General features: G+C 67.2%; 15 protein-coding genes and 1 riboswitch. Of the genes, 11 read left to right on the plus strand and 4 right to left on the minus strand.

What is annotated here, in order from left to right; translation table 11 throughout:
* The first annotated feature begins 3 nt into the window (after positions 1-3).
* The 7 genes from aroA (at position 4) to LDO22_RS06365 (ending at position 7124) form a co-directional block, all read left to right on the plus strand.
* A complete protein-coding gene (aroA, locus tag LDO22_RS06335) occupies positions 4-1392 on the plus strand; it encodes a 3-phosphoshikimate 1-carboxyvinyltransferase (RefSeq protein ID WP_224026489.1) in 1389 nt (462 codons plus the stop codon).
* The gene (locus LDO22_RS06340) at positions 1376-2491 is read left to right on the plus strand and encodes a ribosome small subunit-dependent GTPase A (RefSeq protein WP_224026490.1); all 1116 of its coding nucleotides are present in this window, start codon (positions 1376-1378) and stop codon (positions 2489-2491) included. Before aroA ends, LDO22_RS06340 begins: the two co-directional genes overlap by 17 nt.
* A 44-nt stretch (positions 2492-2535) precedes the next feature.
* Positions 2536-3348, plus strand: a complete 813-nt coding sequence (gene hisN / locus LDO22_RS06345; protein WP_159631609.1) for a histidinol-phosphatase — start codon at positions 2536-2538, stop codon at positions 3346-3348.
* Between the two features lie 153 nt (positions 3349-3501).
* Positions 3502-3615: riboswitch (SAM riboswitch) on the plus strand.
* A gap of 36 nt (positions 3616-3651) precedes the next feature.
* Positions 3652-5070 carry an aminotransferase class V-fold PLP-dependent enzyme gene (locus tag LDO22_RS06350; protein ID WP_224026491.1) on the plus strand — a complete coding sequence of 473 codons (1419 nt, stop codon included), beginning with the start codon at positions 3652-3654 and terminating at the stop codon, positions 5068-5070.
* Between the two features lie 85 nt (positions 5071-5155).
* Complete coding sequence (locus LDO22_RS06355) at positions 5156-5914, plus strand: class I SAM-dependent methyltransferase (protein WP_224026492.1); 759 nt, start codon at positions 5156-5158, stop codon at positions 5912-5914.
* Positions 5915-5987: 73 nt separating this feature from the next.
* Entirely contained in the window at positions 5988-6698 is a 711-nt protein-coding gene (locus LDO22_RS06360; protein ID WP_159631606.1) for a metal-dependent transcriptional regulator, read from the plus strand.
* A gap of 48 nt (positions 6699-6746) precedes the next feature.
* Positions 6747-7124 (plus strand): hypothetical protein, encoded by a 378-nt coding sequence (locus LDO22_RS06365; RefSeq protein ID WP_159631605.1) that lies wholly within the window; start codon positions 6747-6749, stop codon positions 7122-7124.
* 72 nt (positions 7125-7196) lie between these two features.
* Here the strand turns inward: LDO22_RS06365 and LDO22_RS06370 are convergent, their stop codons facing one another.
* Positions 7197-8180 (minus strand): trypsin-like peptidase domain-containing protein, encoded by a 984-nt coding sequence (locus tag LDO22_RS06370; RefSeq protein ID WP_224026493.1) that lies wholly within the window; start codon positions 8178-8180, stop codon positions 7197-7199.
* 214 nt (positions 8181-8394) lie between these two features.
* On the opposite strand from LDO22_RS06370, the gene LDO22_RS06375 reads away from it, so the two are divergent.
* Together LDO22_RS06375 and LDO22_RS06380 are read left to right on the plus strand one after the other, a co-directional pair.
* Positions 8395-9504, plus strand: coding sequence for an acyltransferase (locus LDO22_RS06375; protein ID WP_224026494.1), 1110 nt, complete (start codon positions 8395-8397; stop codon positions 9502-9504).
* 10 nt (positions 9505-9514) lie between these two features.
* Complete coding sequence (locus LDO22_RS06380) at positions 9515-9979, plus strand: pyridoxamine 5'-phosphate oxidase family protein (RefSeq protein ID WP_224026495.1); 465 nt, start codon at positions 9515-9517, stop codon at positions 9977-9979.
* A gap of 55 nt (positions 9980-10034) precedes the next feature.
* Here LDO22_RS06380 and LDO22_RS06385 read toward each other — a convergent pair whose 3' ends face one another.
* Positions 10035-11090, minus strand: a complete 1056-nt coding sequence (locus LDO22_RS06385; protein WP_224026496.1) for a zinc-dependent alcohol dehydrogenase family protein — start codon at positions 11088-11090, stop codon at positions 10035-10037.
* A gap of 187 nt (positions 11091-11277) precedes the next feature.
* On the opposite strand from LDO22_RS06385, the gene LDO22_RS06390 reads away from it, so the two are divergent.
* Positions 11278-11748, plus strand: coding sequence for a pyridoxamine 5'-phosphate oxidase family protein (locus LDO22_RS06390; RefSeq protein WP_224026497.1), 471 nt, complete (start codon positions 11278-11280; stop codon positions 11746-11748).
* A 48-nt stretch (positions 11749-11796) separates the two neighbouring features.
* Positions 11797-12837 (plus strand): zinc-dependent alcohol dehydrogenase family protein, encoded by a 1041-nt coding sequence (locus tag LDO22_RS06395; RefSeq protein WP_224026498.1) that lies wholly within the window; start codon positions 11797-11799, stop codon positions 12835-12837.
* On the opposite strand, the gene LDO22_RS06400 is transcribed toward LDO22_RS06395, so the two are convergent.
* Positions 12807-13832, minus strand: a complete 1026-nt coding sequence (locus LDO22_RS06400) for an ATP-dependent 6-phosphofructokinase (RefSeq protein WP_224026499.1) — start codon at positions 13830-13832, stop codon at positions 12807-12809. The genes LDO22_RS06395 and LDO22_RS06400 overlap by 31 nt on opposite strands.
* On the minus strand, positions 13829-17014 hold the full coding sequence (locus LDO22_RS06405; RefSeq protein ID WP_224026500.1) for an HAD-IA family hydrolase: 3186 nt from the start codon (positions 17012-17014) through the stop codon (positions 13829-13831). Before LDO22_RS06405 ends, LDO22_RS06400 begins: the two co-directional genes overlap by 4 nt.
* Between the last annotated feature and the right edge of the window lie 57 nt (positions 17015-17071).

The raw sequence follows: 17071 nt of genomic DNA on the forward strand, positions 1-17071 counted from the left end.
CGAATGACCGCAGCAGCTGCCACCCGGGACACCTCCGGAACACCCGTCCAGCACTGGGACGCACCTTTCGCATCCCGGCCCGTCAACGCCACCGTGACCGTCCCCGGATCGAAGTCCCTGACCAACAGGTACCTGGTCCTCGCGGCCCTCGCGGACAGCCCGTCCCGGCTCCGGGCACCCCTGCACTCCAGGGACTCCGCACTCATGATCGAAGCGCTCAGGCAACTCGGCGCCACCATCACCGAAGTGCCGGGGGACGGATCCTTTGGGCCTGACCTGGAGGTTGTTCCGCTCCCGGCGGCAGCCGCGCCGTCCGCCGCCAGGATCGACTGCGGCCTTGCCGGCACCGTCATGCGGTTCGTCCCGCCGCTCGCAGCGCTCCGCAACGGCGCCAGTGTTTTCGACGGCGACCCCCATGCCCGGAAGCGTCCCATGGGGACCATCATCGAAGCCCTCAAAGCCCTGGGCGTGGCCGTTTCCGCCGAAGACGGCACCGCGCCGTCGTCGCTCCCGTTCGTGGTGGAAGGCACCGGCGCCGTCCGGGGCGGCCACCTGGTTATCGATGCCAGCGCCTCCTCGCAGTTCGTCTCCGCCCTCCTGCTGGTGGGAGCAAGGTTCGACGAGGGCCTGCACCTTGAGCACGTGGGGAAGCCGGTGCCGAGCCTGGACCACATCAACATGACGGTGGCCGTCCTGCGCGGCGCCGGCGTGTCAGTGGACGATTCCGTCCCCAACCACTGGGTGGTGGCACCGGGACCCATCCGCGCCTTCGACCAAAGGATTGAACAGGACCTCTCCAACGCCGGGCCCTTCCTGGCGGCGGCCCTGGCCTCACGGGGTACGGTCCGCATCCCCAACTGGCCCTTGGAAACGCAGCAGGTGGGCGACCTCTGGCGCGGCATCCTGGCCCGGATGGGAGCCACCGTCACCCTGGCTGACGGCGTCCTGACCGTCACCGGCGGCCCGGAGATCAAGGGCGGTGAGTTCGCTGACACCAGTGAGCTGGCTCCTACGGTCGCGGCCCTGTGCGCCCTTGCCACGGGGCCTTCCCGGCTCAGCGGGATCGCACACCTCAGGGGACATGAGACCGACCGGCTGGCGGCCCTGGTCGCGGAAATCAACCGGCTCGGCGGCGACGCCGAGGAAACCAGCGACGGCCTGGTCATCCGGCCCGCCCGGCTGCACGCCGGCGTCGTCCACAGCTACGCCGACCACCGCATGGCCACTGCCGGGGCAATCCTGGGCCTCGCGGTGGACGGCGTCCAGGTGGAGGACATCGCCACCACAGCCAAGACCATGCCCGACTTTCCGCAACTGTGGGGGAACATGCTGGCCCAGGATGCCGCCGGGACCCCGGGGCCGGAAGGGCGCGGCAGTGGCGCGGAGCACTGACTCCTGGGACGAATCGGACGTCCGGATCCGCCCCAGCAAGAAAGGCTCCCGGCCCCGCACCAAGGACCGGCCCAGCCATGACGATGCCGTCACCGGACGGATCATCACGGTGGACCGCGGCCGATACACGGCAGTAGTAAGCGAAGACTCGGACAACGAGCGCGTTGTCATCGCGGCGCGGGCCCGCGAACTGCGCCGCTCGCCCGTGGTTGCCGGCGACTTCGTCTCGCTCGTGGGGGACGTGTCCGGGGCACCGGACACACTTGCCCGCCTGGTGAAAATCCAGGACCGCCACACCCTCCTGCGCCGCAGCGCCGACGACACCGACCCCGTCGAGCGGGCCGTGGTGGCCAACGCCGACCAACTGGTGATTGTGGTGGCGGCCGCCAAGCCGGAACCACGCACCGGGTTCATCGACCGCGCCCTGGTGGCTGCCTATGACGCCGGGATCGAGCCGATCCTGCTGGTCACCAAGGCCGACGTGAAAGACCCCGCGGAGCTGCTGTCCAACTACACCCACCTGGACTTCCCTGTGATCATCAGCCGGACCGCCGATGCACAGGCCTCCGGGATCGATGCACGGTCGGACGACGGCCTCTCCGCCCGGCTGGACAGCGCGGCGGTGGCCGACCTCCGCGCCCATCTCGACGGCAAGGTCACCGTGATGCTGGGGCACTCCGGCGTGGGCAAGTCCACCATGGTGAATGCGCTGACCGGCGCCGAGCGGGCCACGGGCGGAGTGAACGCGGTCACGGGGCGCGGCCGCCACACGTCGTCGTCGGCCCTGGCCCTGCGCCTGGCGGACGCGCCGGCCGGCAGCTGGATCATTGACACCCCCGGTATCCGTTCCTTCGGGCTGGCACACGTGGACCCGGACCGGATCCTGCGCTCCTTCCCCGACCTGTCCCCCGGCATCGAAAACTGTGAACGCGGGTGCAAGCACACTGCAAACGCGGTGAACTGCGGCCTCGACGACTGGGTGGCAGGCGGACACGCAGGTCCCACCGGCCCGGCACGCCTGGCATCGCTCCGGCGGCTGCTCGGCACGGACCCGCGCATGGACGCACAGGAAACCAAAGAGCTCGGCAGCGTCAACTGACGCGTTCTCCCGGCAGAAGCGTCCACAGACGGTAGTTTGTAACCATGATCCAACCCGCTTCGAGCTACAACGATGACCTGCGCCTGGCCCATGTCCTGGCCGACTCCGTGGATGACCAGACCATGAGCCGCTTCAAGGCCCTGGACCTCCACGTTGAGACCAAGCCGGACCTGACGCCCGTCACCGACGCCGACAAGGCAGCGGAGGAAGCCATCCGCGGCCAGCTCTCCCGCTCCCGGCCCCGCGATGCCGTCCTGGGTGAGGAGTTCGGCAGCACCGGGCACGGTTCACGGCGCTGGATCATCGATCCCATTGACGGGACCAAGAACTTTGTCCGGGGCGTCCCGGTCTGGGCCACGCTGATCGCCCTGGTGGATGAAGGCGAGCCCGTGGTGGGCGTGGTCAGCGCCCCGGCCCTCGGCAAGCGCTGGTGGGCGGCAAAGGGCATGGGCGCGTACATGGGCCGGTCCCTGGCAGCTGCCACCCGGCTGCGCGTCTCCGACGTGTCCAGCCTCTCCGACGCCTCCCTCTCCTACTCCAGCCTGAGCGGCTGGAAGGAACGGGGCAACCTCGACGAGTTCCTCGGGCTGACCGAGGACGTCTGGCGGACCCGGGCCTACGGCGATTTCTGGTCGTACTGCATGGTGGCAGAGGGCTCGGTGGACATCGCCTGCGAACCGGAGCTCAACCTCTACGACATGGCTGCGCTGGTGCCGATCGTGGTTGAGGCGGGCGGCCGGTTCACCTCCCTCGAGGGCGAGGACGGACCGTTCGGGGGGAACGCGCTGGCCACCAACTCGATCCTGCACTCAGAGGTGCTGCACCGCCTCAACCCGTACCTGGATGACCTGTTGTAACTGCCACGGTTTGGCCCCCTCAAACGAATATTGCGACGCCGGACACCTCCAGACGGGGGTGTCCGGCGTCGTTTATTCGATATTGCGTAACAAAGCCCTTAACAATTGCCGCGGCTTCAATCCTGGCCGCCCCATGTCCTACGCTTTTATGCAGGTCACGAGTGCCAGCGCAAAACCCCGGTTTGCTGGCCGGCAACCCTCCATTCGCGGCGGGGTGCCCCGGGTGACGACCAGGCCGGTCCGGAGTGGATGCGGCAAGCGCGGATTCCCTATGCCGGAGTCCTGTATTCAAGTGAGGTCTCTGTGACAACTGCCACCGTCTCCCCCCAGCCCGCCATTGCCGAATCCGGCGCTCCCGGAGATCGCCACGCCGTTGCCGGCCGTCCCCTTGCTGCCGTCACCGGCGCGGAAATCCAGGCACCACTGATTTCCGGCGGCCACATCCGGTACGCGAACCTTGACTACGGCGCATCCGCTCCGGCGCTCTCCGTGGTCTCCGCCTACCTGAACGAGATCCTGCCGTACTACGCGAGCGTCCACCGCGGGGCCGGCTACGCGTCCCAGATCAGCACGTCCGTTTACGAGAACGCCCGCAGCATCGTCCGGGACTTCGTGGGCGGTCGGCCGGATGATTCGGTCATCTTCACCCGCAACACCACCGATTCGCTGAACCTCCTGGCCGGCTGCCTGCCTGCTACCGACGGCCGGCATGACGGCGAGGTCCTCTACCTGGACATCGAACACCATGCCAACCTCCTGCCGTGGCAGGGCGTTCCGCACCGCAGCATCGTTGCCGCCGACACCATCACCGGCACCCTGGACGCCGTCCGGACCGAGCTGGAGCAGGGCGGCGTCAGCCTGCTGGCCGTCACCGGCGCCTCCAACGTCACCGGCGAGATTCTTCCCATCCGGGCCCTGGCCGCGCTGGCCCACCAGCACGGCGCCCGGATCGTGGTGGACGCGGCCCAGCTCGCGCCGCACCGCAGGGTGGACATCAGCGCGGACGACGTCGACTACCTCGCCTTTTCCGGCCATAAGCTGTACGCGCCGTTCGGCGCGGGTGTCCTGGTGGGACGTCCCGACTGGCTGGACACCGGTGTCCCGCACCTCGCCGGCGGCGGGGCGGTCAAGGAAGCACGGCTCGACGGCGTCAGCTGGGCCACGGGCCCGGCCCGCCACGAGGGGGGCTCGCCGAACGTCCTCGGCGCCGCCACCCTGGCCCGCGCCACCCAGGTCATCGCCGAACTCGACCAGGACCGGTGGCACGCCCACGAATCCGCCATCCGTTCCTTCCTGGTGGAGGGCCTGCAGGACATCGACGGCGTCACCGTCCACCAGATCTTCAAGGACACCAACCCGGAAACGGACACCATCGGCGTGGTCAACTTCTCGGTCGAGGGCTACGACGCAGGGCTGGTGGCCGCCTACCTTTCCGCAGAGCACGGGGTGGGCCTGCGCGACGGCCGCTTCTGCGCCCATCCCCTGCTGAAGCGCCTGGGCCTGCCGTCCGGCTCCCTCCGGGCAAGTTTCGGCGTGGGTTCGCGGCTGGAAGACGCCGAACGCCTCCTCACCGGCATCCGGACGCTGCGCAGCAACGGACTGGGATGGGATTACGTGGTGGATGCGGGCCGCTGGGTGCCCGCCAATGATTTCCGCACCTACCCGCACTGGGCGCCCAATACCCCCGGGACGGCCGGAGCAGCCCCCTGCCTGGACGACTAGGCGGCGGGGCGGCGGCCGCCTGCTGATGCCGGGCATGCGGTAAATTCGAAGGACATCCGCAGGCAGCACCAGAAGGAGGCCACGCGTGGTTCGGGGTGGCCCCAGGCTTGATCACGGCCGGCGCACGGAGCTCGGGCAGAGCTTCCAGGACGGCGGCCGCCACTACCAGCGGGTCCGTCCCGGCTATCCTGCGGAATCTGCACGGTGGCTGGTACCGGCCGGAGCCCATGACGCCCTGGACGTCGGCGCGGGTACGGGAAAGTTCACCGCGTTGCTGCTGGCCATGGGACTGGACGTCACCGCCGTCGACCCCTCTGCGGACATGCTCGCCCAGCTGAAGGCCCACTGCCCCGCCGCCACGGCTGCGCCGGGGACTGCCGAGGCGACAGGCCTTCCCGACGCTGCCTTCGACGTCGTGACCGTTGCCCAGGCGTGGCACTGGTGCGACCCCCTGCTGGCAAGCACCGAGCTGGCGCGCGTCCTGCGCCCGCACGGAACACTTGGCCTGGTCTGGAACCAGCTGGACACCTCCGTCCCCTGGGTGCACCGGCTCTCCCGGATCATGCACGCCGGCGATGTATACCGGCCCGGCCACAAGCCCGTCGTCGGGCCAGAATTCCACGGGCTCGAAGGTCACGTCACCCACTGGCAGGACAGGGTGACCACCGGGGACTTGATGGAGCTCACCAAGTCGCGCAGCTACTACCTGCGGGCCGGTGAGGCGACGCGGGCAAAAGTTTTGGCCAACCTGGACTGGTACCTGCACGAGCACCTGGCCCATGCCCCCGGCCAGGAACTTGACCTTCCCTACCTCACCCTGGTCTGGCGCGCCACCAAGGCATGACGCACCCGGTCCGCGGCGGGGTGGCCGAAGCAGCGCACGCTGCCGCACCGGCCAAACCGGTAGGCTTGGGCACGTGAAGACCAGCGCGCCCTCCTCCTCGATCGAGGACTACGTCAAGGTCATCTACTCATTCACCGAATGGCAGGACAAGCCCATCACGTCCTCCCAGCTGGCACAGCGGCTGGGAGTGGCAAATTCCTCGGTATCGGAAATGGTCCGGAAGCTGAAGGACCAGGGCCTGGTGGACCACAAGCCCTACAGCGCCGTCACGCTGACCGAGGCCGGCCTGCGCCTGGCCCTGTCCATGGTCCGGCGCCACCGGCTCATCGAGACCTACCTCGTCCAGCGGCTCGGCTACAGCTGGGACGAGGTCCACGATGAAGCTGAACAGCTGGAGCACGCGGTGTCGGATACGTTCATCGAACGCGTTGCCGCCAAGCTCGGGGACCCTAAGCGGGACCCGCACGGCGACCCCATCCCCACCGCGGACGGCCAGGTCCTGATGCCGCGCGCCCACCTGCTCGCCGCGCTGGACCAGGGACACAGCGGCAAGATCACCAGGATCAGCGATGACAACCCCGAGCTCCTGCGGTACCTCGCCGCCCAGGACATCGACCTCGACGCCGAAGTCGAGGTGATGGGACGGCGGCCGTTTGGCGGCGCGCTGATGGTCCGGATCGCCGGTTCGGGCGGCACCCGCGACTACGACCTTGCTGATGAAATCGCCTCAGCGTTGTGGGTCTCCAGCGACACCCCGCACCCGGGCTGCGTCCTCGGCGGTTAAGCGGGCTGTCCTCTGCCGATTTGGCCGGCTCCCGTATGGTGGAAGGTGATGATCAGCAGACGCGACGCAGCAATAACCCTTGATGTTCCCCTTGAGATGGCACAGCGCCACGGCCTGCCGAAATGGATGTCGGAGGACGAGCTCCGCGGCATCATGGACAATCCCCCGCCCTGGCTGGTGCAGTCACGGGCCAACCGCACCGGCAAACGGCCCGTCTGGGTACACCTGGAATGCGCCGTCTGCGGGTACGAGGAAGCCGCCCGGCCCAAGAAGTGGTGGCCGGACTTCACTTACGTGGTGTGCGGGCACCACGCCCCTTCGGACGTTCCCGCCGTGCGCCCCGGCTGCGTCCGCAGCGAGTACGACGGCGTGGGGACGCGTTTCGTGGGCATCGCTGACGTGGAAGCGCCTCCGGTCAGCCAGTAGCCTTTCATACTTCGCCTGCCGAACTTCGCCTTCCGGACGTGCCCGCCCGCGGTGCCGGGCCGCCGTCGACCCTTATCCAGCGCCGTTGGCCGTCATTTCCTCCGGAACAGCCGTCAGGTGAAGCTCGGCGCCGTCCCGCAGCACGGCCAGGTCGAGGGGGCGGCCGATGGCATCGGCGAACAGCAGGCGCTGCAGGCTCTCGGCGTTGCTGACGGGACGGCCGCCGGCTGTGACGATGACGTCCCCTGCCGACAGGCCTGCCTTGCCTGCGGGCGAACCGGGCAGCACCTCAACCACCCGGAGCCCCTGCCGCCGCCCGGTGCGGATCACGGCGCTCGAGCCGAGCTGCATGGGGGTGCTTACCAGGCCCAGGTACGCGCGGCGCACCCTCCCGTCTGACAGGAGAGCGGAGATGATCCTGCGTGTGGTGGCGTTGATCGGGATCGCCAGCCCCAGGCCGGCTCCGGCCACGGCAGTGTTGATGCCCACGATCCTGGCGTGGGTGTCCGCCAGCGCACCGCCGGAGTTTCCGGGGTTCAGGGCCGCGTCCGTCTGGATGACGTCCTCGATGACCCGCCGGTTACCGCCCGACCAAACCGGAATGGCCCTGCCCAGGCCGCTGACCACCCCCGCGGTCACCGAACCGGCCAGTCCCAGCGGGTTTCCCACTGCGACCACCAGTTGGCCCACCCGGAGCGATTCCGCCGCGCCGAACTCTGCAGGCCGGATTCCGGGCCGCGAACCTTTCACCACGGCAAGGTCTGACAACGGGTCCGCGCCCACCAGTTCCAGCTCCATCCTGCTGCCGTCGCCAAAGACCGCGAAGCCTTGCCGGGTGCCGGCCACCACGTGGGAGTTTGTGAGCAGGTAGCCGTCCTCGGTGAAGAGGACCGCGGAGCCTGCGCCCACCCTGACCCGTCCGTTGCGGCGCTGCGCCGTCATTTCAATGGCTGCGACGTGGGGCGTGACTGCTGCCGCGACGCGCATCACCGTCTGCGAGTAGGAGTCCAGGACGTCGCCTGTGTCCGCTGGCATGGGTTCCTGCGCCTGTTCCATGGCGCACCTCCGGATTCAGTTCCGCTCTCGGCGGTCGGGTGCCCTCACGGGCCTTACGGAAGTCAACGATGCAGGGCCCGAATCCAGTCCCGCGCCGGCTACGCCTTCGGTGAACGGTGCCGGGGCAGCGCTGCACTTTGTGAGGGTACCCTCAACGCCCTCAATATTCCATCAAGTAGAGAAATACCTGCTGCCGCGCTGTTAGCTTGGGGCAATGTCACGGGGGAATCACGGACCAGCCGTTGCGGAGCAGCCGGCAAAGGTCCGCGTCGAATGGATTGATGCGGCACGGGGCCTGTGCGTCGTCGCGGTGGTGCTCTTCCACGTTGGGTTGTGGCACTTCCTCCGCTTCGAGCACGAGGCCAGCGTAGCGTTCACCTTCTGGGACATGGTGGCCACCGGACTTGGCTCGGTCCGCATGCCGCTGCTCCTTGCCGTCTCCGGAATCCTTGCCGCCTCCAAGGTCCGCAACGGGTTCGGGAACGGCAGGGCGTGGAAGTACAGCCTGAACAACTACTACCTGTACGCCGTATGGCTGCTTCTCTATGCACTGCTCAGCGTCGTCCTGGCGGGTTCGCCGCGGCCGCAGCGGGTTGGCTCTGCCGGCGATTTCTTCCTGCAGCTCATCGCCCCGGACACTCCCCTCTGGTTCATTTACGCCCTGGCCGTCTACGTCCCGCTGCTGGCCCTCTGCAGGAAACTCCCGTCGTCGGTGGTCCTGGCCGCTCTTGCAGCCTTGAGCATCATCACCGCCGTGCTGGTAGACAGCACCGCCGGCCAGTGGGGCAAAGTCCCGGAGCTTGCGGTCTTCTTCGCCGCCGGTGTCTACGGAAAGAACATCTTCCTGCACATCGCGGGCGCCCGCAGGCTGCGCTGTCTCGCGGTGTCACTCCCGGCCTTCGTTGCCCTGATGGCGCTGCCGGAGATCCACCCCGGCCTCGATCAGGCCGTCTTCATAGTTCAAGGACTGGCCGCTGTCATTGCACTGGTAGCGATGATCAGTGCGGTCACCAGGTACCGGCCCATTGCGGTGGCAGGGTCGTGGATTGGGCGGCGCACGCTTGGCATCTACCTCCTGCACACGCCCATCATGGATTTCCTTGTGCTGGCTTTCCACGGCCCTTTGTCGCCGGTTGGGCCGGCCATCTCGAAGTCATTGCCCATCGCGCTGGTCTACCCGCTTGCCTTGACCGCGGCCGTCATCGCCGCCTGCGTGGGGGTCGAATCCCTCTTCAGGAGATGCGGGTTGACGTTCCTGTTCCAACGTCCGGGCGCCATGCCGGGTCCTGTGCCCACCCGTGCGCGGCTGCTGTCCAGGCTCTAGGATCGGTAGCATGACTGATTCGCCTGCCGGGTCCCGGACCGAACTGTTGAATCCCGACGAATGCTGGCGGTATCTTCGGTCCTCCTACATCGGCCGGCTGGCAGTCATCAACGGTGACGTGCCCGAGATCTTTCCGGTGAACTTTTCCGTTGCCGGGGAAACGCTGGTGTTCCGCACGGCACCGGGCACCAAGCTGCGAGCCCTGCTCAGTGGCGCAGTTGCAGCCCTGGAAGTGGACGGGCTCAATCCGTACGCCACGGAGGTCTGGAGCGTGGTGGCCAAAGGCAGGCCGGAACCCTTCGATGAGGAACGGATGGCTTTGCCGGACGCCGATGCCGACCGGGAACCGTGGGAGCCGGGTATCAAGGACCATCTGGTGGCCATTACCCCCACGGACATCACCGGGCGGCGTTTTGCCGTGCGGTCGCGCACGCGGTGGTGGCCGCCGGTCGACTTCTCCGCGGACTGGCTCTAGGTCCCGGCAGCCCCTCCGCAGTTCCCGCCAGGCCTGTGCAGTTCCAGCCAGGACGTCACGATGTGAGGATCACCTTGAGCGCCTTGGTCTCGGCAGCCCGGGAGAACGTGTCGTAGGCGTCGAGGAACTGGTCGAAGCCGAAGTGGTGCGTGGCGAATTTCTCCGCCTTGATCTTCCCCTGCGCCACGAGCCTGAGCAGCATGGGCGTGGTGTTGGTATTCACCAAACCCATGCTGATGTTGATGTTCTGGATCCATAGATTCTCCAGATGCAGTTCCACTGGTTTTCCATGCACCCCGACGTTGGCCACAGATCCGCCGGGCCGCACTATCCCGGTGCACATGGAAAAGGTTGCAGGGACGCCCACGGCCTCGATGGCGACGTCGACGCCGCGCCCTCCGGTCAGGGCCATGACCTGGTCCTTCCAGTCAGCTCTGCCCGAGAGAACTGTGTCCGTGGCGCCGAACTCCGTGGCCTTGAGGAGGCGGTTGGCGTCCAGGTCGATGGCTACGACCGTGGCCGCCCCATAGAGCCCGGCCGTGGTGATCGCCGCCAGTCCCACGGGCCCGGCACCGACCACCGCCACAGTGTCGCCTGGCTTCACCCGACCGTACTGGACGCCGATTTCAAACCCGGTGGGAAGAATATCGGACAGCATCACCGCCTGCTCGTCGCTGACGCCCCCGGGCAGCAGGTGCAGCGAGTTTTCGGCGTAGGGGACCCGGACATATTCCGCCTGGGTCCCGTCGATCAGGTGGCCGAAAATCCAGCCGGTGCCTTCCTGGCCCTCGGCTCCCAGGCAGTGCGAATAAAGTCCCGTCCTGCAGTTCGCACAGTGGCCGCAGGATTTGATGCAGGAGATGATGACGCGGTCGTTCAGCTTCAGTCCGGTGACGGACGGACCGGTTTCCACAACGGTTCCCACGCCCTCATGGCCCAGGATGCGCCCCTGTTCGACGGCGGGAACGTCACCTTTGAGGATGTGCAAATCCGTGCCGCAGATGGTGGTGGTGTCGACTTTGACAATGGCGTCACCAGGTTGCTGGATTCTGGGGTCCGGGACGTCGGTCCAGGACTTCTCCCCGGGTCCGCCGTAGACGAGGGCTTTCATGGGATTCTCCTTAGGCTGAAGGCCGGCCCTGTGGCATGCCGGGCGGCTTGCGCGGACTGTGCAGCCCCAGCAGGCATCCCACAGCGTCCCACCGGGCCGGGCGGGTCCCAAGTGCCATAGGTCCTCCCTTTTTCGCCGGGCCTTTATGCCCTTTCCGGATGCCGGAGAGTTGCCTACGCTGTGGCCTATGACTGACAACACGAACGTACCTGTCCCGGAAATCCTCGATGCGGAAGAGTGCTGGACCCTCCTCGGCCAAACCGGGGTGGGGCGGCTGGCCGTCATCGCCGACGGCCATCCCGACGTCTTTCCCGTCAACTACAAGGTGGACCGCCAAACGCTGGTTTTCCGCACCGGTGCCGGCACCAAGCAGCAGGCCATCGAGTCGGACGCCACCGTGGCGCTGGAAGCAGATGCTGTCAGCGCACAGTTCGGCCTTGCGTGGAGCGTCGTAGTCAAGGGCAAGGCCGTTGAAACAGTGCCGACAGGGCCTGACCTTGATGACATCCGGCGGGCCCTGTTTCCTTGGCAGGGCGTGGGGCAGGAGCATTTCATCCGCATCACGCCGGAGTCGGTAACGGGACGGCGCTTCACCATGAACGCCCCACTTTTGTGGCAGAGCCCCCTGGACGACGCGACCCGGGCCGGCTTCGAGTAAGCGGGCCGCCGCGAGCCACGGGCCTGCAGGCTCCGGGCAGGAGAAACAATGCGCGCATGGTGGGTTAATGAGCCCGGCGCCATATCCACCCATCCACTGGTACAGGGGATCCGCGCCGCGCCCCGGCCAGCAGCCGGTGAAATCCTGGTGGAAGTGAGCGTCTGCGGCGTTTGCCGCACCGACCTCCACCTCGCCGAGGGAGACCTGCCTCCGCGGCACCCGCAGGTGGTGCCCGGGCACGAAGCAGTCGGCGTCGTCATTGAAACGGGGCCGGACTGCTCCCGCTTCAGGCCCGGTGACAGGGTCGGGGTAGCATGGCTGGGCGGTGTCTGCGGCCGCTGCGACTACTGCCGCCGCGGCGACGAGAATCTGTGCGTAGCACCGGTGTTCACCGGATGGGACCGGGACGGCGGCTATGCCGAGCAGATGACCGTCTCAGAGGACTTTGCCTACCCGGTACCCGCGGTCTTCACCGACGAACAGGCCGCGCCGCTGCTCTGTTCCGGGATCATCGGATACCGGGCCCTGAAGCGCGCCGCCCTGCCCGTTGGCGGGCGCCTGGGCATCTACGGCTTCGGCAGCTCTGCGCACATCACGGCCCAGCTCGCGCTCAAGCAGGGCGCCTCCGTGTTCGTGATGACGCGTTCCGAAAATGCCCGGGCGCTCGCAATGGAGTTGGGTGCTGAGTATGCGGGAGACGCTTACGACAGCCCGCCGGTACCGCTCGATGCTGCCATTCTCTTCGCCCCGGTGGGCGGTCTGGTCCCGGTCGCGCTGCGTGCCCTGGACCGTGGCGGGACCCTGGCCATCGCCGGGATCCACCTGAGCGGCATCCCTTCCCTGGATTACGGCAGGGAGCTCTTCTTCGAACGCCAGGTGCGCAGCGTGACAGCCAATACCCGGGCCGACGGGCGTGAGTTCCTGGCCCTCGCGGCGCGGCTTTCCCTGTCCATCACCACTACGGCCTACCCTTTCGATGCTGCGGACAGAGCTTTGGAAGACCTGGCAGCCGACAGGATTACGGGATCCGCCGTTTTGCGGATCCGGCCGGAGGACAGTCAGCCGAACAGGACAGCGGCCTCCTGGTAGCGCGCCTCCGGCACCACCTTCAGTGCCCCCAGCGCTTCCTCGAGGCCAACGTTGACGATGTCGGTGCCCCGAAGCGACACCATGGTGCCCCACCTTCCTGCCGCAGCGGACTCGACGGCGGCCAGCCCCAGCCGGGTGGCAAGGACACGGTCGAAGGCCGTGGGTTCGCCACCGCGCTGGATGTGGCCCAGGACCGTGGCCCGGGTTTCGATGCCTGTCCTCATCTGCAGTTCCCCCTCCAGCAGCAGTCCGATGCCTCCCAGGCGCGGCCGTCCGAAGGTATCCAGGCCACGGGGAGAGTAGGGGGCCGGGTGGCCCTCGGGCGCGAAGGCCTCGGCCACGACGACAAGGGGCGCCCTGCCACGGTCACGGGCGGAAAGTACCCACGAGCAAATTTGGTCCAGGGACACGGGGTGCTCAGGCACCAGGATGGCGTGCGCACCGGAGGCCATTCCCGAATGCAGTGCTATCCAGCCCGCATTGCGGCCCATGACTTCGGCAACCATGCACCGGTGATGGGATTCGCCTGTAGTCCGCAAGCGGTCGATGGCCTCGGTGGCAGTCTGGACCGCCGTATCAAAGCCGAACGTGTAGTCCGTGGCGCCGAGGTCATTGTCGATGGTCTTGGGCACCCCCACCACATTGATGCCCTGTCCGCACAGCTCGCGGGCTGCCGCCAAGGTGCCCTCTCCCCCGATGGCAATCAGTCCGTCGAGGCCGTTGCGCTGGACGCAGGCGCGGACGCCGTCGATCCCCTTCTCCACCAGCGGATTGGTCCTGGACGTGCCCAGGATGGTTCCGCCCAGGCGCGAAATACCCCGGACGCTCGTCCGGGGTAACGGAACAACGTCCTGTTCCAGGACACCACGCCACCCATCCCGGAATCCCAGGAATTCGTACCCATGCGCAACATCACCGCCCAGCACGGCTCCCCGGATAACCGCGTTGACTCCCGGGCAGTCACCCCCGCTGGTGAGGATCCCCAGCCTCTTCATGACGCCGCCACCCCCGGATCCTTTACAGGTATGGGGAACTGCCGGGTCTGGCCGGGTGGAAGGACCACATCATTGCCGGACACGTGCACAGTGATGGGGCCGGCGTCACCGGGTGCGGAAGCGATGCTCATGTGCCCGTCCTTAAGGTTGACCCGGAGGCGGTGGCCCCGGTACAGGACCTCAAAGGCTACCGCACGGAGCCCCGTCGGCAGGTTGGGAGCGAACAGGATGGTGTCGCCGCTGAACCGCAGCCCCGCAAAGCTGCGCTGGACCACGTCGATGGTTCCGGCCATCGCACCTAAATGGATACCCGTGCGGGTGGTGCCGTGTTGGGTGTCGTCGAGGTCGGCGTCGAGCGCTTCCCGGAAGCTGTCCCATGCCCGGTCCGCATCCAGGCCTGCCAGGACAGAGGCGTGTGCCACCCGGCTCAGCGTGGACCCGTGGGCCGTCCGGGCCAGGTAGTACTCGATGGTCCGGTTGAGTTGCTCCTGCGTAAAGCCGTAGTGCAGCCGCTGGAGGATGGCGATCAACCCTTCATGGCCCAGGAGGTACGGGAGCATCAGGACATCCGCCTGCTTTGCCAGTTTGTAGCCGTTGGTTGCGTCGTCTTCAGCTTCGAGGATCAGGTCCAGCCGTTCAATGTCGCCGTACCGGTCCCGGTAGTGTTCCCAGTCGAGTTCCTGCAAGTTCCCGTAGCCTTCGAACTGGCTGATCACGCCGTCACTGTGAAAGGGCACGTACATGGCGGTTCCCATGTGCGCCCACCCGGCTGTTTCCTCCTCGCTGACTCCAAGGCGTTCCATGAGTCCGGCACGCTCGCTGCCGTGCAGGAAGGACATGATGCCTGCTGCCTGCGAGCAGACCCAGGCCGCCATGACATTGGTGTACGCATTGTCATCCAGCCCGGGTTTGTCGCGGCCGGGATAGCCCGTGTGGTACTCGTCCGGACCCACCACGTCCCGCAGGTGGTACCTGCCGCCGTGGTCGTCGTAGGCCGCCAGGGAGTGGAAGAACCGGGCAACCTCGATGACCAGCTCAGCCCCCTTCTGGAGGAGCCAGATCTTGTTTCCCGTGGCCTGGAAGTACTGCCAGGCATTGAAGGCCACGGCCAGGCCGGAGTGGACCTGCAGGTGCGAGTGGTCCCGCACCCACCTGCCGGACCTGTCGTTGTACAGCCATTTTGGGGTTTCTTCGGTCCCGTCACTTCCGCTTTGCCACGGGAACTTCGCGCCTGCGAGTCCCTCCGTGGCAGCCGCGTGCCGGGCCGCCGGAAGCCGGCGCCACCGGTAATCGAGCACTGAGCGGGCAATATCGGGAGTCCTTGAGGTGAGTACCGGGAGGACGAACAGCTCATCCCAGAAGACATGGCCTCGGTAGCCCTCGCCGTGCAGGCCGCGGGCGGTAACGCCGGCGTCCAGTTCAGCCGTGTGGTGTGTCAATGTCTGCAGGAGATGGAAGATGTGCAGGTTGAGGACCAGCCGCACCTGGACCGGCGCGTCAATCTCCACCAGGAACGGACGGAGCTCGCGCCGCCATGCCTCCTCGTGCGCCGCCAGCAATGCATCGAAGTTTCCGCCGGTACGCTCAAGGACCGCACGGGCCCCCGTTTCCGGCGAGGCGATGGCCCGGTCGCGGGACGTCACCACCGCCACCGTCTTGGTGATCTGGACCGGGATACCGGCCTCGAGGGAGAGCCGCAGGGTCCGGAAGTGGAAAGCCCCTTTCCTGCCCACCTCGGTTCCGGCCGCCCCAGGAGAAACATGGGTCCGGTAGGCTGCGGCGATGCGGATCAGGCTTTGGGTGGTTTCAACTTCGACGACGGAGGCGGCGTCCGGGGGCAGGTCCTGGTCCGGGCACGGCGGGGCTGTCCTGTCTGCCAGGTGGACATCGGATCCTTGGGCGCGTTCGGGCAGGTTGGCATTGCGGACACCGGCATTGATTCCGCTGCGGACCTCAACTGCTCCGCTCCAGCCCAGTGCCGTAATAACCGTTTGAAGGGCCAGCAGGTGGGGTTCGGCCATGGACGCAAAGCGGGTCTGTACCACTTCCAGGCGCCGCCGGTCCGGCCCCTCCAGTAACAGCCTTCGCTCCAGCACCGCCCTCTTGAGGTCCAGGACCCTCCGTTCGCGCACCACGGCCATGCCGCCTTCCGACCACCATTGCCGGCCGGGCAGGCGAAGATCAAGGGGAAGGCAGTCGGGTGCGTTGACCATGTGTTCTTCCAGCAGCATCTCGTCGGCGGACTTTGCCCTGACACGGTTGTAGACGCCGGCGAGGTACATTCCTGCGTAGCTGAACGGACCACCCTCCGGCGCCGCCCCACGGACGCCCATGTAACCGTTGCCAAGGGTGGTCAGGGCTTCCCGGTGTCCCTCGTGGGCGGCGTCGAAACCTTCGAACACGAGGTGCCAGGCATTGCCGATGACCTGGCCCAGGTCCAGCTCTCCCACGTCGTTGAGGACTGTTCCGGCGCCCGCGGCTTCGAGCTGCCTGCGGTTGCCGGTGCGGTCGATCCCCACCACGAGGCCAAAACCGCCCCGCCGCCCTGCCTCAACGCCTGCAGCGGAGTCCTCAATCACCACGGCATGCGATGGAGCGACTCCCAGCCTGGCTGCCGCCTCAAGGAAAGCGTCAGGTGCCGGCTTTCCCTGCAGCCCAAGACGTGCCGCCGCCGCTCCGTCCAACACCACGGTGAAGAAGCCCTGTATGCCCGCTGCCGCCAGAACCGACGCGGCGTTCCGGCTTGACGTGACGACGGCCGTTGGCACCTCCGCGCGTGCGAGCCGTTGCAGCAGTTGCAGCGTTCCGGGGTAGCTTTGGACGCCATCCCGCTGGAGGTGTTCCAGGAACAGGGCGTTCTTCCACCGGCCCAGGCCGAATCCGGTCCAGGTTCCGGCCTCATCTGTCTCCTGGCCTATTTCAAGATGCACTCCCCTGCTTGCCAGGAACCGCACCACGCCTTCCTCGCGGGGCATGCCATCGATGAAGGTGAGGTAGTCCGACCTGCTGAGCGGGGCACGGTTGGTACCGGATGGAATCCTCGGGTCCTGCAGGATCCGGTCGAAGGCGTCCTTCCATGCGGCATGGTGGACCAGGGCCGTGTTGGTGACCACCCCGTCCAAGTCGAAAATGACGGCGTCGAACGGAGGCTTGGCAGCGGCGGCGGTGGGGGACGCGATCATAGGTCAGTGCTACCAGCAAGGAGTCGTTCAGCAAAGGGCCGATGGGCCCGCCGCCGG

Origin of the sequence: Arthrobacter sp. NicSoilC5 (genome assembly GCF_019977395.1) — a bacterium.
In the GTDB taxonomy this organism is placed as follows: domain Bacteria; phylum Actinomycetota; class Actinomycetes; order Actinomycetales; family Micrococcaceae; genus Arthrobacter.